At 68.4% G+C, this 15,940-nt stretch carries 19 protein-coding genes; 11 read left to right on the forward strand and 8 right to left on the reverse strand.

Going from position 1 to position 15,940, the window contains the following annotated elements; all coding sequences use genetic code 11:
- Window positions 1–27 precede the first annotated feature (27 nt).
- On the reverse strand, window positions 28–477 hold the full coding sequence (locus H074_RS04775) for a TIGR03618 family F420-dependent PPOX class oxidoreductase (protein ID WP_039921559.1): 450 nt from the start codon (window positions 475–477) through the stop codon (window positions 28–30).
- Window positions 478–982: 505 nt separating this feature from the next.
- Between H074_RS04775 and H074_RS04780 the strand changes: the two genes are divergently transcribed.
- Genes H074_RS04780 through H074_RS04790 form a run of 3 tightly spaced genes read left to right on the forward strand, consistent with a single transcriptional unit; the run spans window position 983 to window position 2,784 of the window.
- Window positions 983–1,936 (forward strand): hypothetical protein, encoded by a 954-nt coding sequence (locus H074_RS04780; RefSeq protein WP_007028887.1) that lies wholly within the window; start codon window positions 983–985, stop codon window positions 1,934–1,936.
- Window positions 1,926–2,312, forward strand: a complete 387-nt coding sequence (locus tag H074_RS04785; RefSeq protein WP_007028888.1) for a roadblock/LC7 domain-containing protein — start codon at window positions 1,926–1,928, stop codon at window positions 2,310–2,312. Before H074_RS04780 ends, H074_RS04785 begins: the two co-directional genes overlap by 11 nt.
- A 49-nt stretch (window positions 2,313–2,361) precedes the next feature.
- Window positions 2,362–2,784 (forward strand): hypothetical protein, encoded by a 423-nt coding sequence (locus H074_RS04790; RefSeq protein ID WP_007028889.1) that lies wholly within the window; start codon window positions 2,362–2,364, stop codon window positions 2,782–2,784.
- A gap of 50 nt (window positions 2,785–2,834) precedes the next feature.
- On the opposite strand, the gene trhA is transcribed toward H074_RS04790, so the two are convergent.
- Complete coding sequence (trhA, locus tag H074_RS04795; protein WP_039921562.1) at window positions 2,835–3,476, reverse strand: PAQR family membrane homeostasis protein TrhA; 642 nt, start codon at window positions 3,474–3,476, stop codon at window positions 2,835–2,837.
- Between the two features lie 131 nt (window positions 3,477–3,607).
- On the opposite strand from trhA, the gene H074_RS04800 reads away from it, so the two are divergent.
- Window positions 3,608–4,384 (forward strand): isoprenyl transferase, encoded by a 777-nt coding sequence (locus H074_RS04800; RefSeq protein WP_039921470.1) that lies wholly within the window; start codon window positions 3,608–3,610, stop codon window positions 4,382–4,384.
- Window positions 4,385–4,444: 60 nt separating this feature from the next.
- Here H074_RS04800 and H074_RS04805 read toward each other — a convergent pair whose 3' ends face one another.
- Window positions 4,445–4,693, reverse strand: coding sequence for a hypothetical protein (locus H074_RS04805; RefSeq protein WP_007028892.1), 249 nt, complete (start codon window positions 4,691–4,693; stop codon window positions 4,445–4,447).
- Window positions 4,694–5,419: 726 nt separating this feature from the next.
- On the opposite strand from H074_RS04805, the gene H074_RS04810 reads away from it, so the two are divergent.
- Entirely contained in the window at window positions 5,420–6,706 is a 1,287-nt protein-coding gene (locus H074_RS04810) for a PhoH family protein (protein ID WP_007028893.1), read from the forward strand.
- A 60-nt stretch (window positions 6,707–6,766) separates the two neighbouring features.
- Here the strand turns inward: H074_RS04810 and H074_RS04815 are convergent, their stop codons facing one another.
- From H074_RS04815 to guaB1, 3 genes are read right to left on the reverse strand one after another with little or no spacing between them, the layout of a single operon-like run.
- On the reverse strand, window positions 6,767–8,365 hold the full coding sequence (locus tag H074_RS04815; RefSeq protein ID WP_007028894.1) for an alkaline phosphatase family protein: 1,599 nt from the start codon (window positions 8,363–8,365) through the stop codon (window positions 6,767–6,769).
- Window positions 8,362–9,405 carry a glycosyltransferase family 2 protein gene (locus tag H074_RS04820; protein ID WP_152521345.1) on the reverse strand — a complete coding sequence of 348 codons (1,044 nt, stop codon included), beginning with the start codon at window positions 9,403–9,405 and terminating at the stop codon, window positions 8,362–8,364. The genes H074_RS04815 and H074_RS04820 overlap by 4 nt, the downstream gene beginning before the upstream one ends.
- Before the next feature lie 32 nt (window positions 9,406–9,437).
- Window positions 9,438–10,877: a GMP reductase gene (gene guaB1 / locus H074_RS04825; RefSeq protein ID WP_007028896.1), complete on the reverse strand. Its 1,440-nt coding sequence runs from the start codon at window positions 10,875–10,877 to the stop codon at window positions 9,438–9,440.
- A gap of 35 nt (window positions 10,878–10,912) precedes the next feature.
- On the opposite strand from guaB1, the gene H074_RS04830 reads away from it, so the two are divergent.
- Window positions 10,913–11,389, forward strand: coding sequence for a DUF309 domain-containing protein (locus tag H074_RS04830; protein ID WP_007028897.1), 477 nt, complete (start codon window positions 10,913–10,915; stop codon window positions 11,387–11,389).
- Here H074_RS04830 and H074_RS04835 read toward each other — a convergent pair.
- Complete coding sequence (locus tag H074_RS04835) at window positions 11,369–11,779, reverse strand: winged helix-turn-helix transcriptional regulator (protein ID WP_039921475.1); 411 nt, start codon at window positions 11,777–11,779, stop codon at window positions 11,369–11,371. The genes H074_RS04830 and H074_RS04835 overlap by 21 nt on opposite strands.
- Here H074_RS04835 and H074_RS04840 point away from each other — a divergent pair.
- Both H074_RS04840 and H074_RS04845 read left to right on the forward strand, forming a co-directional pair.
- Window positions 11,771–12,145, forward strand: a complete 375-nt coding sequence (locus H074_RS04840; protein ID WP_039921478.1) for a YybH family protein — start codon at window positions 11,771–11,773, stop codon at window positions 12,143–12,145. The two genes, H074_RS04835 and H074_RS04840, sit on opposite strands and share 9 nt — an antisense overlap.
- A gap of 73 nt (window positions 12,146–12,218) precedes the next feature.
- Window positions 12,219–13,448 carry an NADH:flavin oxidoreductase/NADH oxidase family protein gene (locus tag H074_RS04845; protein ID WP_007028900.1) on the forward strand — a complete coding sequence of 410 codons (1,230 nt, stop codon included), beginning with the start codon at window positions 12,219–12,221 and terminating at the stop codon, window positions 13,446–13,448.
- Here the strand turns inward: H074_RS04845 and H074_RS04850 are convergent.
- Entirely contained in the window at window positions 13,392–14,093 is a 702-nt protein-coding gene (locus H074_RS04850; protein WP_007028901.1) for a Pr6Pr family membrane protein, read from the reverse strand. The genes H074_RS04845 and H074_RS04850 overlap by 57 nt on opposite strands.
- 117 nt (window positions 14,094–14,210) lie before the next feature.
- On the opposite strand from H074_RS04850, the gene H074_RS04855 reads away from it, so the two are divergent.
- From H074_RS04855 to H074_RS04865, 3 genes are all read left to right on the forward strand, one after another.
- Window positions 14,211–15,026, forward strand: a complete 816-nt coding sequence (locus H074_RS04855) for an NBR1-Ig-like domain-containing protein (protein WP_007028902.1) — start codon at window positions 14,211–14,213, stop codon at window positions 15,024–15,026.
- Between the two features lie 180 nt (window positions 15,027–15,206).
- Window positions 15,207–15,548, forward strand: a complete 342-nt coding sequence (locus H074_RS04860) for a hypothetical protein (protein WP_007028903.1) — start codon at window positions 15,207–15,209, stop codon at window positions 15,546–15,548.
- Window positions 15,545–15,922, forward strand: coding sequence for a hypothetical protein (locus H074_RS04865; protein WP_007028904.1), 378 nt, complete (start codon window positions 15,545–15,547; stop codon window positions 15,920–15,922). The genes H074_RS04860 and H074_RS04865 overlap by 4 nt, the downstream gene beginning before the upstream one ends.
- Window positions 15,923–15,940: the final 18 nt, after the last annotated feature.

The raw sequence follows: 15,940 nt of genomic DNA on the forward strand, positions 1-15,940 counted from the left end.
TCACCTGGCCTTTCCCAGGTGCGTACGTTAAGCGATGTCGAGGGCCGTTCCATAGAGTTTGTCGGTTTTGAGGGTGATGTAGAGCCTTCGTTCGGCCGCGATGGTCTCGAGGAACTCCTCTTCGTTGTCGGGCTTTTGCCGTTGCGCCGCGAGGTAATCGAGTCCCGCGGTGTCACCGGGTGTCCGGGTGACTTCGGAGAGTTCCGCTTTTCCTTCCGCGACGGCGAATTTCCAGTGGTCGGCGCTGGAGACGTAGAGGGACGCGGTGGGGTTGCCGCGGATCTGCTTGACCTTGAGGCGGTCTTCGGTCGTGCTGATCCGGATCTCGCGGGTCTCGGGGTCCCATGCGTAGACGACGGTGGAGAGATGCGGGCGGCCGTCGCGCTTGAGGGTCGCGAGTGCGCCGAAGGTGTGCTCGGCGAGGAAGTCGCTGAGGGCTGCGTCGTCGAGGGGGCGGGGCGGTGCGTTCTTGGCCATGGTGGTGATCATGGCTCGCACGGCGAGGGAGCGGAAGAAGGCACTTTCCTGTGCCAGAGGGAACACGCGTGTGTCCTACCTGGTCAGAGTGTCGACGTGGGCCGAGAATCGGCCCTCGGCCCGCGCCGGGGCGTGATCTGGCGAGAAATGAATTTGGCCAGAATCCGCCATGGATATTCCACAGTGGATACGCGTGCCGCGTGAAAGATATAAAAGGCCCCGGTGGTATGGACATTTCCAATCGCCCTTACCCTTCGCGACCTGCGCGTGAACGGCATACCGATGATTTTGTCCGCAACTCACCGTTGTCTGTGATAATCCCTCCGATTTCGATTGTGCCCCAAGGGGTGTCGAGAATTTTCGAACATTGCGAGAAATGGGGGAACGTCCTGGGAATCCTTGTTCCGATGTCATAGAGTCGGCCACTTCCGCGAGGGCGCGACGATCACCTGTCGTATCGCGTTTCCATTCCGCACGCCTGAAGAGAAAGTAGTGAGTGGCGCCTATGCCCCGGTCTTCCTTCGATCTGCTCGCGCGGGCGCTGACCGTATGTTGCGACGACGGGGTGTCCGGCGCGTTGTACCTGTCCGGCAGGCCCGGCGGGGTGATCCACCTGCGCGACGGCGCGGTGATCGCCGTCGAAACCCCTGGTGCGCCCGGGGTGGACGCCCTGTTGCTGCGGTCCGGGCGGATCAGCGAGGCGGACTGGTCCGCCGCGTTGCGGGCGGGGCGCGGCGGTCCGACACCGCGGGACGAGCTTCTCGCTCGCGCCGGGATCGGGAACACGGAACTGCAGCTGGTCGCCACCATGGCCGCGCAGGACGGGGCTTTCGTCATCGTGGCAGGTGACATCGAGGAGTACGCCATCGCCTACCACCGGTTCGACGTGCTGTTGCCGGTCACTCCGGCGATCGAACTCGACTGGCTGCTCGACGAGACCAGGCGTCGTCTTGACGCCCTCGCGTCACTGCCGGTGGCGGTCTCGCCGCATCGCGACCGGATCGCGCCAGTGGCCGGGACGGCCTCGCCGACGGTCGCGTCGACCGCGGCCCGGCGCGACATCCTCGCGGGCACCAACGGCCGCCGCTCCGCTCGCGACATCGCGTTCGTGTTGGGGCGCAATGTCTTTCCTGTGACGATCGAGATCTCCCGGATGATCGGCGACGGTCTGGTCGAGATCGCCGTCGAGGCTCCCGAGGATCCCGGTGGGGTCTCGCTGAAGCCGCTGCGTCCCCGGATGCCCGCCGCCGGAGCCCAGCCGGTTCCCGACGGTGACACGAATGGCCTTCCCCTGCGCAGCCCGGGGGCGAGCGGTGTGTCGGAACTGCTCAAGCCGTCACGGGCGGCCGGCTGGCAGGTACTTCCCAGGCTGCTCAACCGCGTCCGGGCCGGACCTGCCGCGAACCGCACGAACTCGGACGAGATCTCGCAGCAGAAGGGAATATCAGGTGGATCGTGAAACGCTGGCCGACGAGCTGAACGACTTGAGGAAGCAAGTGAGCGGGGTGACCGGAGCCCTGATCGCCGGTGTCGACGGCCTGCTCATCGCGGCCGACGCCGAGGACCGGATCGATCCCGGCGCGGTGTCCGCACTCGGCGCCGCTCAGCTGGGCCTCTCGCTGACCATCACCTCCGCGGTCGACCAAGGCGCGTTCCGGCACGCGGTGGTCCGCGGCAGCGGCGGTTACCTGGCCGTCTACTCCGTCGACAGCACGGCGTTGCTGGTCGTCCTCGGCGACGAGGGCCTCGACGTCACCCGGTTGCACCGGGCTGCCCTGCTCACGATCGAGCGCGTCCGCTCGATCCTCGCAGCCGTCATCGCGAACGCCTGCTGAGCCTCCTCCACCCGAAGTCACGGAAGAACACCGAAAAAGGAGAACGGACATGCTGGGTAGTGGCCAGAATATGTCGGACCAGATGACCCTGATGGTCAAGCAGCTGCGCCAGGAGGTGCCCGACTGCCTCGCCTCCGGTGTGGTGGATCTGGCGACCGGCATGTTGTTGGCCGTCGAAACCACCGACAGTCATCCGTCGGAGGTCCTCGACCTGCTCGCCGGCGCGACCTTGGACCTGTTCCAAGGCCGTACGGTCGTGATGATCGAGAACATCTTCAAGGAGCGACGAGGCGTCAGCAGCTCCGAGCACTACTTCCAGGAGATCCTCGTCAACAGCGCCAACCTGACGCACCTGTTCATCAGGAACAACCACAACGCCGACGTCGTGGCCGTCGTGGTCTGCCCGAAGTCGGTGAACATCGGGATGCTCTTCGCGGGTACCCGGCGGGTGATCAAAAACCAGGCGTTGTGACCGTCCGCCTGCCGGGCCCGCGTCGGTCTCGGCAGGCGTTTCCGGTGTGGCTAGGCGTACATCGCCAGCCAGATCGCGATGTAGTGCGACACCGCGGCCAGCACCGTGCACGCGTGGAAGTACTCGTGGTACCCGAAGGTGTCCGGGAAGTGGTTCGGCCACTTCACCGCGTAGAACACCGCGCCCAGCGTGTAGAACAGGCCGCCCACGCAGAGCAGGACGAGCGCCGCGACGCCGGCGTGCGCGGCCAGTTCGGGCAGGACGAAGACGGCGACCCAGCCCAGCGCGATGTAGATCGGCACACCCAGCCAGCGTGGCGCGTTCGGCCACAGCATCTTCAGGGTGACGCCGCCGATCGCGCCGCCCCACACGATCGCCAGCACGATGTACCCGGTCGGCTGGGACATCGCCAGAAGGGTGAACGGCGTGTAGGTGCCGGCGATGAACAGGAAGATCATCGAATGGTCGGCGCGCTTCATCCATTCGTATGCTCGTGGGCTCCACAAGCGACGGTGGTAGAGGGCGCTGACGCCGAAGACGCCGAGCACGGTCAGGCCGTAGACCGAAGTGGACAAGGCGGCCATACCGGACACAGTGGACGCCGCGAGGCTGATCAAGGCCGCGGCTCCGGCGACGGCGCCGAAGAAGGACCAGAAGTGGATGTGGCCACGCAAACGAGGACGCGTGTCCACCACGGGCGTGGGGCCGGACGGCTGGGGCTCGGTCGCTACGCTCACTCTGCCAGGTTACGGCACCGTAGGTTTTTCGCCAGTGTCCGTGGCGCGTCCCACTGAGGCTCGCGGGGTGACTACTCTCCACTGGCGTGAGTCTTCGGTCCTTCTTGTCAGACGTCGTGTACAGCGCCTACGGCAGGCGCCTGATCCAGCAGGCAAAGGGGCGCCACCCACGCCACATCGCCATCATGCTGGACGGCAACCGCCGCTGGGCGCGCGAAGCGGGCTTCGCCGACGTCGCAGACGGCCACCGGGCCGGCGCCAAGAAGATCGCCGACTTCCTGAGCTGGTGCAACGAGGCCGACGTCGAGGTCGTCACCATGTGGCTGCTTTCGACGGACAACCTCGGCCGCGCCGCCGAGGAACTGAGCCCGTTGTTGAAGATCATCACCGACGTCACCGACGAACTCGCCGCGCCGCACACGCCCTGGCGGCTCCGCATCGTGGGAGCCCTCGACCTGCTGCCCCCGGAGGTCGCGAAGGCCCTCAGCGCGGCCGCGGAGCGCACTGAGGGGCGCTCCGGGATGGAGGTCAACGTCGCGGTCGGTTACGGGGGGCGTCAGGAGATCGCCGACGCGGTCCGCAAACTCCTGCTCCAGCACGCCGACGAAGGCACCTCGATCCGCGAACTCGCGAAGATCCTGGACGTCGACCATATTTCCGAACACATGTACACCTCGGGCCAGCCGGATCCGGATCTGATTATCCGCACCTCCGGTGAGCAGCGGCTTTCCGGATTTCTGCTCTGGCAATCAGCCCATTCGGAATTCTGGTTCACCGAAGCGTATTGGCCCGCATTCCGCCGGGTCGATTTTCTTCGCGCCCTGCGTGATTACGCGTGGCGGCACCGTCGCTTCGGTTCCTGACCGGTGGCATGACGAAGGCCCCGGCGTGCACTCCGGGGCCTTCGACGTCGACACTGAAGATCAGTGGTGGTGGTGCTCCAGCGAGTGAAGGATCAGCGCCGGGGTGGTGGCGAGGCCCGTGTAGGCGCCGGCGACCAGCGAAGCGGCACCGTAGCCCAGCGCCCCGCCGCCCTCGATGAACGTGTTGTAGGCGTCGCCGAACGTGGGGTCCGGGGTGCCCGTGGTGTCACCGGTGGCGGCGAACGCGGTCCCGCCGACCATCATGATGCCCGCGGCGACGGCGGAAACGAAACCAGCCTTCTTCAGCACTTCGCACTCCTTGGTAGAGATATTCAGGGATCGGGGGCACCGAATCCGGTGGGGGTGTCCCGCATTGAGAAAATTACTCGCTATTCAGGCTTTGTGACCGGTTCGTAAGCCCATTGTGTGAGGCGAAAAAGGCGCGTTTCACCCGGTCCGGTTCTCTGTCTTGGGCACAAAATGCGGTCCGCCACGAAGCGTGATAGAACCCTCGATCCCATCAGGTGAACGCTCTCCGTCGCGTTGATCCATCCGGGTCACGTCGACGAGCGTCCCTGAATGGAGATCATCACTACGCACCGTGATGGTGACCAGGTGTTGATGTCACGCGACCGACAGTGAGATGACGGTTTGGCGAATCACCGTGGTGGCTGCCTGCGCGATCGGCCGGACGCAGGTACCTTCCGGAAGTGAGGGTTCGCGTCCCATGCGGACTCTCGCGGGAGGCCCTGGTCGTGGCGGTTGTCGACAGGGCGGCACAGCCGCCCAGTGGATGCACGAGGGGGCCGGCACCCGGCCCTCGTGGCCGTGCCGACTGACGCGGTGAGCGTCAGAAGGAGCGGTTAGCCAGGGAGGTGCCCGGCCCAGCGAGTGCGGGCGTGGTGCCACGCCCACGAGGGAGATGCCGTCGTGACTGCGCAGCGTTCACCCCGCAAGGCCTCTGGCCATTCTTCGACCGGTGCCCCTGGCCCGGAGAAAGCCTCGATCTCGCCCGAATTCCAGCGGTCCACTTACGTGCTCGACACGTCGGTCCTGCTCTCTGATCCCTGGTCGGTGACTCGTTTCGCCGAACACGCGGTCGTGCTTCCGCTGGTCGTCATCAGTGAACTGGAGGCGAAACGTCACCATCCCGAACTGGGGTGGTTCGCGCGCGAAGCGCTTCGCATGCTCGACGACCTGCGTCGTCAGCACGGCAGGCTCGACGCGCCGATCCCGATCGGTGAGCACGGCGGCACCCTGCAGGTGGAGTTGAACCACACTGATCCCGCGGTGCTCCCGGTCGGCTTCCGCACCGACTCCAACGACCACCGCATCCTCGCCTGCGCGCTCAATCTGGCGGCGGAACGCGCGTCGGTCACGCTGGTGACCAAGGACATCCCCCTGCGCGTCAAAGCGGGCGCCGTCGGACTCGAAGCCGACGAGTACCGCGCGCAGGAGGTGACGCCCTCGGGCTGGACGGGCATGGCGGACGTGGACGTCCCGCAGACCCTGGTCGACGCGCTGTTCGGCGGGTCTTCCGTGGATCCGGCGGAGTTCGGGATGCCCGAGGTCGGGGAACTGCCCTGTCACACCGGGTTGAGGCTGCTCGCGGGCAGTTCGAGCGCGCTGGGCCGGGTCACCGCGGACAAGCGGATCCGGCTCGTGCGGGGTGACAAGGAGGCGTTCGGCCTGCACGGGCGGTCGGCCGAGCAGCGGGTGGCGCTGGATCTCCTGCTGGACTCCGACGTCGGCATCGTCTCGCTGGGCGGACGCGCCGGTACGGGTAAGTCGGCGCTCGCGCTGTGCGCGGGCCTGGAATCGGTGATGGAACGCCGCCAGCACCGCAAGGTGGTCGTGTTCCGGCCGGTGTACGCGGTCGGCGGCCAGGAACTGGGCTACCTGCCCGGTTCCGAGAGCGAGAAGATGCAGCCGTGGGCGCAGGCGGTGTTCGACACCCTCGGCGGGCTGGTCGGCCAGGACGTCCTCGACGAGGTCTTCGACCGCGGCATGCTCGAAGTGCTCCCGCTGACCCACATCCGCGGCCGGTCGCTGCACGACACGTTCGTCATCGTCGACGAGGCGCAGTCCTTGGAGCGCAACGTGCTCCTGACCGTGCTTTCGCGACTCGGCACCGCTTCGCGGGTCGTGCTCACGCATGACGTCGCGCAGCGCGACAACCTGCGGGTCGGGCGGCACGACGGCGTTTCGGCGGTGATCGAGAAACTCAAGGGTCACCCGCTGTTCGCGCATGTCACGCTGACCCGGTCCGAGCGTTCGCCGATCGCGGCGCTCGTCACCGAGATGCTGGAGGACCACGGCTGATCGTCCGTCATGAACGGTCCGTTCCTTGCGATTTCGCAAGGAACGGACCGTTCATGGCGGCTAAGTGACCGGCTTCGCCCAGGGGAGCGGCCGTCCGTCCACGTCGTCGGTGAGTTCGACGCCGAGCATGGCCGAAAGCGTCGCGCCCAGGTCGACCACGTCCAGGTCCGGCAGCTTCGCGCCCGGTTCGAAACCGGGGCCACTGGCGAGAAGGAGCCCGTCCGGGCGGTGGTCTCCGGTGCGCCAGTGCTCGTCCGGGCCGTGAACGACGCCGGTCTTGGGTGACCAGACCGTCTCGATCGGCCCAGTGCGGGCCCAGTCGATCAGCAGATCCGGCAGGGTGTCGTCGGCCTCCCGGTCGTAGTGGTCGCTCGTGCGGGAAACCTCGCGTACGACGGGTTTCCCCGACGCGACGTTCACCAGCGAGAGCAGGTCTTCCGTCAGCCGCGCGCATACGGCCTCGTACTCGGCGCCGGGCCGGACGACGCCGTGCGGTTCGCGGCCCACCAGATTGATCCGCACCCCGCCGAAGACGAAGTTGTTGGGAGACAGGTAGAACCGCTGTTTCGACCGTTGTTCGGCGGTCGCCCAGTTCGGCACCGCCGGCAGCGGGGTCGCCGCGAGCCGCTTGCGCAGCAAGGGCATCGCGGCCGACGCCAGCTTCGTCCTCAAAGGACCGGGGAGCGCGGAATAGGCGCGTTTGGCCGTCGTCATCGCGCCGCCGCCCCGCATTCCTTCGGTTTCCACCGTGTCGAGGAGCCGCAGGATTTCGTGCAGCAGATGGCTTCCCTCGTACCGTGATCCCATGCCGTGACTCAGCAGCACGAAGACCGTGGTGTCCGGTCCGGCCAGCGCGAGATGCTCGCCGATCGCCGCGTCGAGGCCCCGGTAGACCGAGCGGATCGGATCCAGCTCCGCGGCGAGCGCGACGTCGTGGTCGCGGTGCCCGGGGTCGTGCAGATGCCACTGCTGGTGGCCGATGCTGTGGGATTCCCCGTACACCGAAAGGAAAAGATCCCAATCGCCCTCGGCGAGCAGCTTCGTCGACACCTGGGTCTTCTGCCCGATCCCGGCGACGAGTCCGTGCGTCAGCGCGCGTTCCTCGTCCGCCGTGCGGTGCGGGCCTTCGCGGTGGAGGTAGTCGTCCGGCGCCCAGTCTCGGACGAGGTCGGGCTCGGCGGTGAGGATGGGAGTGAGCCCGACGTCGGCCTCGATCTCTTTGGCCAGCTCCGGTGGCGAGGTGTGGAAGCCGAAATGCCGGTCGTGGCAGGCGTACTCGCTCACCATGACCCCGTTGAGCGGCTTGTCCGCGCGGGAATGCGGGACGTCGAGCACGGCGACACGTTTCCCGGCGTCGGAAAGCGTCTCCCAGAACGGGGTTCCCCGGATCTCCAGCGGGCTGGTCAGCCGCCGTTCGTAGGTCTTGGTGTCGACCTCTTCCCAGCAGTGGAATCCGGTCCGCGCGGCCGTGCGCGCGGTGAAGAAACTGCTCCACAACGAGCCGACGAACAGGCCGTAGGGATTGTGCGTGGTCGCCGAAGCGCTGGTTTCGAGCAGACGCGCCAACGTCGGCACTTCGCCGGCGGCGGCGAGATCGCGGATCGTGGCGGGGTCGCACGCGTCGAGTGCGACCACCAGGATCTTGGCGGGCTCGGTCATGTTCGGTGCTCCGGTCCTGAATGCTTGCGGCGGATGGCGGCGAAGTCGTCGTCGAAGGTCGGGCCGTGGGAAAGCCGGTCCCCGGAAGTCGTGGTGTAGTAGCAGGAGATCGCCGGGACGACCAAGGGCGCGCGTTCCGCGGTCAACGCCAGGAGCAGGTCCCAATCGCCCATCTCGACGAGTGATTCGTCGAACCGGGCCTCGCGGAGACCCGCCCGATGCGCGACGGCGCCGATGTCGGCGAGATTCTCCTGTAACAGGGTTTTCCGGTCATAGCGCCGCAGGAACAACGTCGGCAGCCCGCCGATGTCGTCGATGACGAAGCCGCCGTAAGCCGCCGTGATCTCCGGATGCCCGCCGAACGCCCAGGCCAACGCCTTGAGCCACAAAGGATGCATGGTGTTGTCGTCGTCGAGGTAGGCGACGACGTCCCCGGTGACCTCGGCCAGCCCGGCGTTGCGGGCGGCACAGACGCCACCGTGCTCGACCCGGATCGAACGGATCCGCGGGTCTTCGAAACCGGCGATCACCTCGGGCGTGGAATCGGAACTGGCGTCGTCGACGATCACCAGTTCCCAGTTCTCGTAGCGCTGCGCTCGGACCGAAGCGACGGCGCGCGGCAGCAGCGCGGCCCGGTCGTGCGTGGGCAGGACGATCGAGATCTTCGGTGAGACAAGGAGTTCGTGCTGATCGAGCCAGTGCGTGAACGTGCGGATGTCGCGGGCGGCTTCGAGGCTTTCGGCCCGGATGTGCAACCCTTCGAAGGCGGTATCATGGCCGCCGAGCCAGCCGTCGAGCGCTTCCTGTCGTGCGTCGAGGGCGGCTTGCCTGGCCTCGACGGTGGTGGTGCGCGCGTCGCCGTCCCGCAAGGCCCTGCCGTGATCCTCGAGCCAGGCGGTGTGCTGCTCCAGCGCCACGCGCAACCGCTCGATCTCCGCGGCCTGATCCGCGACCGCGGACCGTAGTTCGGCGATTTCCCCGTTTTCCGCGTGGCGGCGGTCGTCCTTCGCCGCCGCCACGATCCGTCTCAGGCGTCTCACCCGGTGCACCTTAGTGCTTCGGGCGCGCTGGATCACCAGCCCGACGGCAGCGGGCGCCCCTCCGCGAAACCGGCGGCGGACTGGATCCCGAGCAGCGCGCGCTCGTGGAATTCCTCCAGCGTGCGTGCACCCGCGTACGTGCAGGCCGACCGGACACCGGAGCCGATGGAGTCGAGCAGGTCTTCGACGCCGGGGCGAGCCGGGTCCAATGCCATCCGCGACGCCGAGATGCCCTCTTCGAACAGGCCCTTCTTGGCGCGCTCGAAGACGTTGTCCGTGCGCGTGCGGGCGCCGACGGCGCGCTTCGACGCCATGCCGAAGGACTCCTTGTACGGCTTGCCCTGCTCGTCGTGGCGCAGGTCGCCGGGGGATTCATGGGTGCCGGCGAACCAGGAGCCGACCATCGCCGCGGACGCACCCGCGGCCAGCGCGAGCGCGACGTCGCGCGGATGCCGCACGCCGCCGTCCGCCCAGACGTGTTTGCCCAGTTCACGGGCCGCGGCGGCGCATTCGGCGACGGCGGAGAACTGCGGGCGGCCGACGCCGGTCATCATCCGCGTCGTGCACATGGCGCCGGGGCCGACGCCGACCTTGACGACGTCCGCGCCCGCGTGGATCAGGTCGCGCGTGCCCTCCGCGGTGACCACGTTCCCGGCGACCACCGGCACCTGCGGGTTCACCGACCGGACGGCCTTGAGCGCGGAGATCATCTTCTCCTGGTGGCCGTGCGCGGTGTCGACGACCAGCACGTCGACGCCCGCCGCCAGGACGGCCTCGGCCTTCGCCGCGACGTCGCCGTTCACGCCGATCGCGGCGGCGACGCGCAGGTTGCCGCCGCCGTCGACGGCCGGGGTGTAGATCTCCGCACGCAGCGCCGCGATCTCGGTCAGGACGCCCGCGAGCCTGCCGTTTTCGTCGATGCCGAGCGCGAGGCGGCCACCGTGATCGTGCAGGCGCTCGAACACCTCACGAGGCGGAGTGTCCAGCGGGACCGTGACGACCGCAGGCTCCGCGACGTCGGCCAGCCGGGCGAAGCGATCGACGCCGGCGCAGGCCGCTTCGTCGACGACGCCGACGGGCTTGCCGTCCTCGTCCACCACGACGACGGCGCCGTGGGCGCGTTTGCCGACCAGGTTCAGCGCGTCGGCCACCGCGTCCCCGCCGGTCAGCACGAGCGGGGTGTCCCACACGGTGTGACGGCTCTTGACCCAGGTGACGATGTCGGCGACCGCGGCCACGTCGACATCCTGCGGCAGGACGACGAGCCCACCGCGCCGGGCGACCGTCTCGGCCATTCGGCGGCCCGCGACGGCGGTCATGTTGGCCACCACGATCGGGATCGTCGCGCCAGTGCCGTCCACAGTGGACAGATCGACGTCGAAACGGGACTCCACGTCCGACCGGTTCGGCAGGAGGAACACGTCGTCGTAGGTCAGGTCGTGAGCGGGCCGGTGCCCGTCGAGAAAGCGCACGAGTCCCCAGGATACCCGCGTGGGACAATGACGGCATGACCGACCGGGACCGTAACGAAGCCGGACGAGCCCGCAACGCGCGCCCGCGGGACGGTCTCGGCAGGCCGCTCCCGTACGGCGCCGACGGTGTCGAACGGCAGCCCGAGGGCATCGAACGGAGCCCCGCGGACACCATCTCCGAGGCCCAGCGCCTGCTCGACGCGGGGCGTCCCTTTCACGCGCACGAGGTGTTCGAAGACGCGTGGAAGTCCACCGACGGTCCGGAGCGGGAGCTGTGGCGCGGTCTCGCGCAGCTCGCCGTGGGCCTGACCCACGCGGCCAGGGGGAACGGGAACGGCGCGGCCTCGCTGCTGGAGCGCGGCGCGGACAACATCGAGCCGTTCCGCGAGGCCGGGCCGCACGGGATCGACATCCCGGGGTTGCAGGCCTGGGCGCGGCAGATGGCCGAAGAGGTGAAGGTGCGGGTCCGGGTGGAGCCGGTCGCGCCTCGATTACTGCGAGAGGGTCTGTAGCGCCGAGCCCGAGCGGTACAGCTCGATCAGCAGTGGCCGCAGGGACAGCCCCGCCGGGGTGAGCCGATAGCTGGTCCGGCTCGGGAAACCCGGCAGTTCCTCGCGGACGGCGAGGCGTCGCGCGGTCAGGTCGCCGAGGCGTTCTGTCAGCACCTTCGCGGACAAGTCGGGCAACGCCGCGCGCAGGTCGCTGAAGGACCGGGCCCCGCCCATCAGTTCTCGCAACACCAGCGTCGTCCAGCGGCCCGAAATGGCGGCGAGCGCGACCTCGACGGGGCAGTCCGGCTCCGGTCGCCGGGTGCGGCCACGGGCGTCCGGGACGAGTTCGCCGTCGAAGGTTTCCGTTTGGTGACCTGCTTCGCGGTCGGTTTCGCTGTCCACATGACGCATTCCCCCAGTGTGCCTTTGACCACCGACCCCGCCGGACATCCCTTCGTCTTCCAAACCGCCTTCAACACCGGATCCGCCGAAATCCTCGACACGGTCTACGAGCCGGACGCCGTGTTCGTCCGCCGGGACGGCGTGCGGGTGAGCGGCGCGGAACGCCGGGCCGCGAACGGCGGGATCCTCGCGCTCGGGCAGCCGATCAAGGTCATGCCCCGCCAAGTGCACGTGGCCGGTGACCTGGCCTTGCTGATCGTCGACTGGGTCATCGAAGGCCACCTCGCGGCGACGGCCACCGACGTCGCGAGGCGTGGCGAGGACGGGCTCTGGCGCTACGTGATCGACAACCCCTTCGGCATCGGCACACCTTGAGCGCTCGACATACCGCGAGTATGTTACTTCGAGTAGGGATACTGTCCAGTAGGTAACGGCCGGAGGAAGCGCGATGAGCGAGCCCAAGGAACTGCTGGCCGAGCCGCTGAAACTGCGGTGCGGCGCGATCCTGCCGAACCGGCTGGCCAAGGCCGCGCTCAGCGAGCAACTCGGCGACCGCCGCAACCGGCCGACCGCCGAACTGACCGAGCTGTACCGGACGTGGTCCCGCGGCGGCGCCGGCACGCTGATCACCGGCAACGTCATGGTCGATCCGGCCGCGCTCGGCGAACCGCGCAACGTCGCGGTGCCCCGGGAACCGGACGCGACCGAGTTCGAGCCGTGGGCGCGGGCGGCCGACGGGACCGAGACCCGGCTGTGGGTCCAGCTCAACCATCCGGGCAGGCAGAGCCCGCGCTTCCTGTCCCGCCGGCCGGTCGCGCCGTCGGCGGTGCCGTTCGGCGACCGCGGCATCCGCTCGGTGTTCGCGACGCCGCGAGCGCTGACCGCCGACGAGATCGAAGCGATCATCGACCGGTTCGGCGTCGCCGCGCGGACCGTCGTCGACGCCGGGTTCGCCGGTGTCCAGATCCACGGCGCGCACGGGTACCTCGTCTCGCAGTTCCTTTCGCCGCTGACCAACCAGCGCACGGACGGCTGGGGCGGCGACGCCCTCCGGCGGCGCCGGTTCCTGCTGGAAGTGGTCGCCCGCGTGCGCGCCTCGGTCGGCGACGCGGTGCCGATCGCGGTCAAGCTCAACAGCGCGGACTTCCAGCGCGGCGGCTTCAGCGAGGAGGAATCGCTCGAAGTCGTCCGCGAACTGGGCGAAGCGGGCATCGACCTGCTGGAAGTGTCCGGCGGCACCTACGAGAAGGCCGCCATGATGGGCTCCGCCAAGGCGAGCACGCTCAGCCGCGAGGCTTACTTCCTCGACTACGCCGAGAAAGCACGGCAGGTCACCGACGTCGCGCTGATGGTCACCGGTGGCTTCACCAGCCCCGAGGGGATGGCGGACGCGCTGCGTTCCGGAGCGCTGGACGTCATCGGTCTCGGCAGGCCGCTGATCGTCGACCCGGCACTGCCCGGACGGCTGCTGGGCGGCGAGGACGTCCGCGCCCGGCGCACCGCCCCGAAGACCGGGATCCGGCTGGCCGACAGCCTGCTGGAGATCCAGTGGCACACCCAGCAGATGCACCGCGTGGCCGCCGGGAAACCGGTGGACCGGCGGCTCGGCGCGGTGCGGACGCTAGTACGTGCCGGCGTCGCGGATCCGCTCAACGCCTTCCGTCGGGTCCGGGGCTAGGTAGTCGTCCGGTTCATCCCGGCGGCTGAAGGTGCGGTCGAAGCCGACCGCGGCCGCCGCGAGGCCGATGAACAGCACGCCGATCAGCACGCAGTTGAACGCGACACCGCCGTAGCTGTTGATGCCGGGGTCGACGAACGGGTACGGGTAGAACCCGATGAGCGCGCCTCGTGCCAGCGTGACCGCGAGCCAGATCAGCGGGTACAGCAGCGACCACGACAGGATCCGCCACGACAACTGACCGCGCGGCCCGAACAGCAACCAGCCCGCCACGCACATCAGCGGCGACACCTTGTGCAGCATCGTGTCGGCGAACACCGCCCAGCCGTGCAGTTCGTAGAGATCGGCGAGCGCGACCTGGAAGACGACCCCGGTCACGGTGATGCCGACGAGGCCGGTGAGCCGCAGCACGCCGAACAGGGTCGACCGGCCCGCGACACCGAGCGCGAGCAGCAGGCTGCCGACGCCGACCAGGATGTTCGAGTCGATGGTGAAGAAGGCCAGCAGGTTGGCCACCCGCCCGGCCGGGGTGTGAAAGGTGCCGCCGGTGGTACCCGCGGAGACCGGGATCTGGGCGGCGAGACCGGCGATCACCACCAGCGCCGTCGCGCCGAACCAGGCACGCGCGATCTTGGAAGCCTGCATTCCGCCTACTTTATGGGTGACCGGGTGGGGACGTCCCGTCACCGCCGCGTGCCGCCACTCGATCGGGGCGGGACGCCGCCGGGCCTTCCCGGCCATCGGGTCATATCGTGGGAAGCGATGGACGTCGAGCGGAGGCCCGGACGCCGCGGACGGGTCGCGCGGGGTCCGGCGGAGGACAGCGGGCCCGTCGCCGGATTCGCGCGACGGCTGTGGGAGCTGAAACGGGCCGCCGGTGACCCTTCCTACGACCGCATGCGCGACGAGTACGGCGCGCTCGCGTCGAAGTCGGCGCTTTCCGCCGCCGCCCGCGGAGAGCGTCTGCCCAGCTGGGAGACGTCCTGGGAGTTCGTCCGCGTGCTGGCCGCCGGGGTGCTCGGCGGTGACGAGGACGAGGTCCGCCACGAATGGCGCGGCGAGTGGGAACGCGCGCGGGACGCGCTGAACGCCGGTGCGGCGCCCGAACCCGCGCCGGAGCGTTCGCGCCGGACGGCGTTCGTCCTCGCCGGGGCCGTGGCACTCGTACTCGTCGCGGCGCTGGTGTTCGTCTTCACCGCCTCGTTCGATTCCGAGCCCGCCGCCCCGGTCGGCGACGCGTCGGAATTCGTCGCCGACGTGACCGTGCCCGACGGCAGCGAAGTCGCGACCGGATCGGTCTTCGTGAAGACCTGGGAGTTCCGCAACGCGGGAACGGTCGGATGGGTCGGCCGCTATCTGGTCCGCGCCGGTTCGTTCGGGAACCCCGGCGAATGCGGCACGCCCGACCGCGTCCCCGTCCCGCAGACCGCGCCCGGCGAGCACGTGCGCGTCTCCGTCGAGGTGCGCGCGCCCGGCAGCCCAGGGCATTGCCAGGTGTACTGGAAGATGGCCGACGAACAGGGGCACATCCTGCTGCCGAACACCCGTGCCGTGTTCTTCTCGGTCCGCGTCATTTGACCTTCCGGGCCGATGGCCAAAACGCTGACCTGCGCGGACATTGTTTTCCCGGCCATGGCCATTTCATGGCCGTGAATCGTCTTCCGGGCGGCTTCGGGTGCCTTTAACGTCATCGGCGTCCGGGAAATCCGGACGGGAATTTTCCGAAACACTCTCACATTATTTGCGGAAAGGGAATTCATGCGTCCGTACGTCAAGGTCGCCGAACTGGCCGGGGCCGCGCTCACCGTGGCGCTCCTGCCGGTCACCGCCGCACAGGCGGCTCCGGCGCCCGCTTCGGGCAGTGATCCGATCATTACCTGCGAATCCGGCTATCACGGCTGGATGCGCCGGGCCGGGAAGGACGCGATCTGCCTCAAGCCGGGCACGCGCACTTGGGACGTCAAGGTCTTCGAATGCGCCGGAGATCTGACGGTGCATTTCAAGAACGGCGAGAAGGCCTATTGCGGCGGGAACATGAAGATCGGCCTCGACCTGGCCGTCCAGTCCAATGTCGTCAAGACCGTTGTGGGGAACCGATGAAGAAGAAGCTGTTCGCCGTCGTCCCGGTCGCGCTGGCCGGCACCCTGCTGATGGCACCGTCCGCTTCGGCGGCGTCGAAGGTCTGTGAGGGCGGGCCGTTGATGGGCGGGAAGACCAAGGTCGTCGAGGTGAGCGCGGGGCAGAACATCGACATCACCGTGCACAACCACGACTACCGGGGGATGCTCGTCCAGATCATCGACGACGTCTTCGACAAGGGCATCTGGAGCGGGGCCATCGCGCCGGGCAAGGAGCGCACCGTCAAGCACGGCGTGCTCGGGGAGCCGCCGGTGTATCACAAGATCCGGTTCGAGGTGACGTCCAACCTGTCGAACAACTACACGTACAAGATCTCCTCGGATCGCTGCTACTGACGCAATTCGTCACCTACT

The sequence above is a fragment of the Amycolatopsis decaplanina DSM 44594 genome, assembly GCF_000342005.1.
In the GTDB taxonomy this organism is placed as follows: Bacteria; Actinomycetota; Actinomycetes; order Mycobacteriales; family Pseudonocardiaceae; genus Amycolatopsis; species Amycolatopsis decaplanina.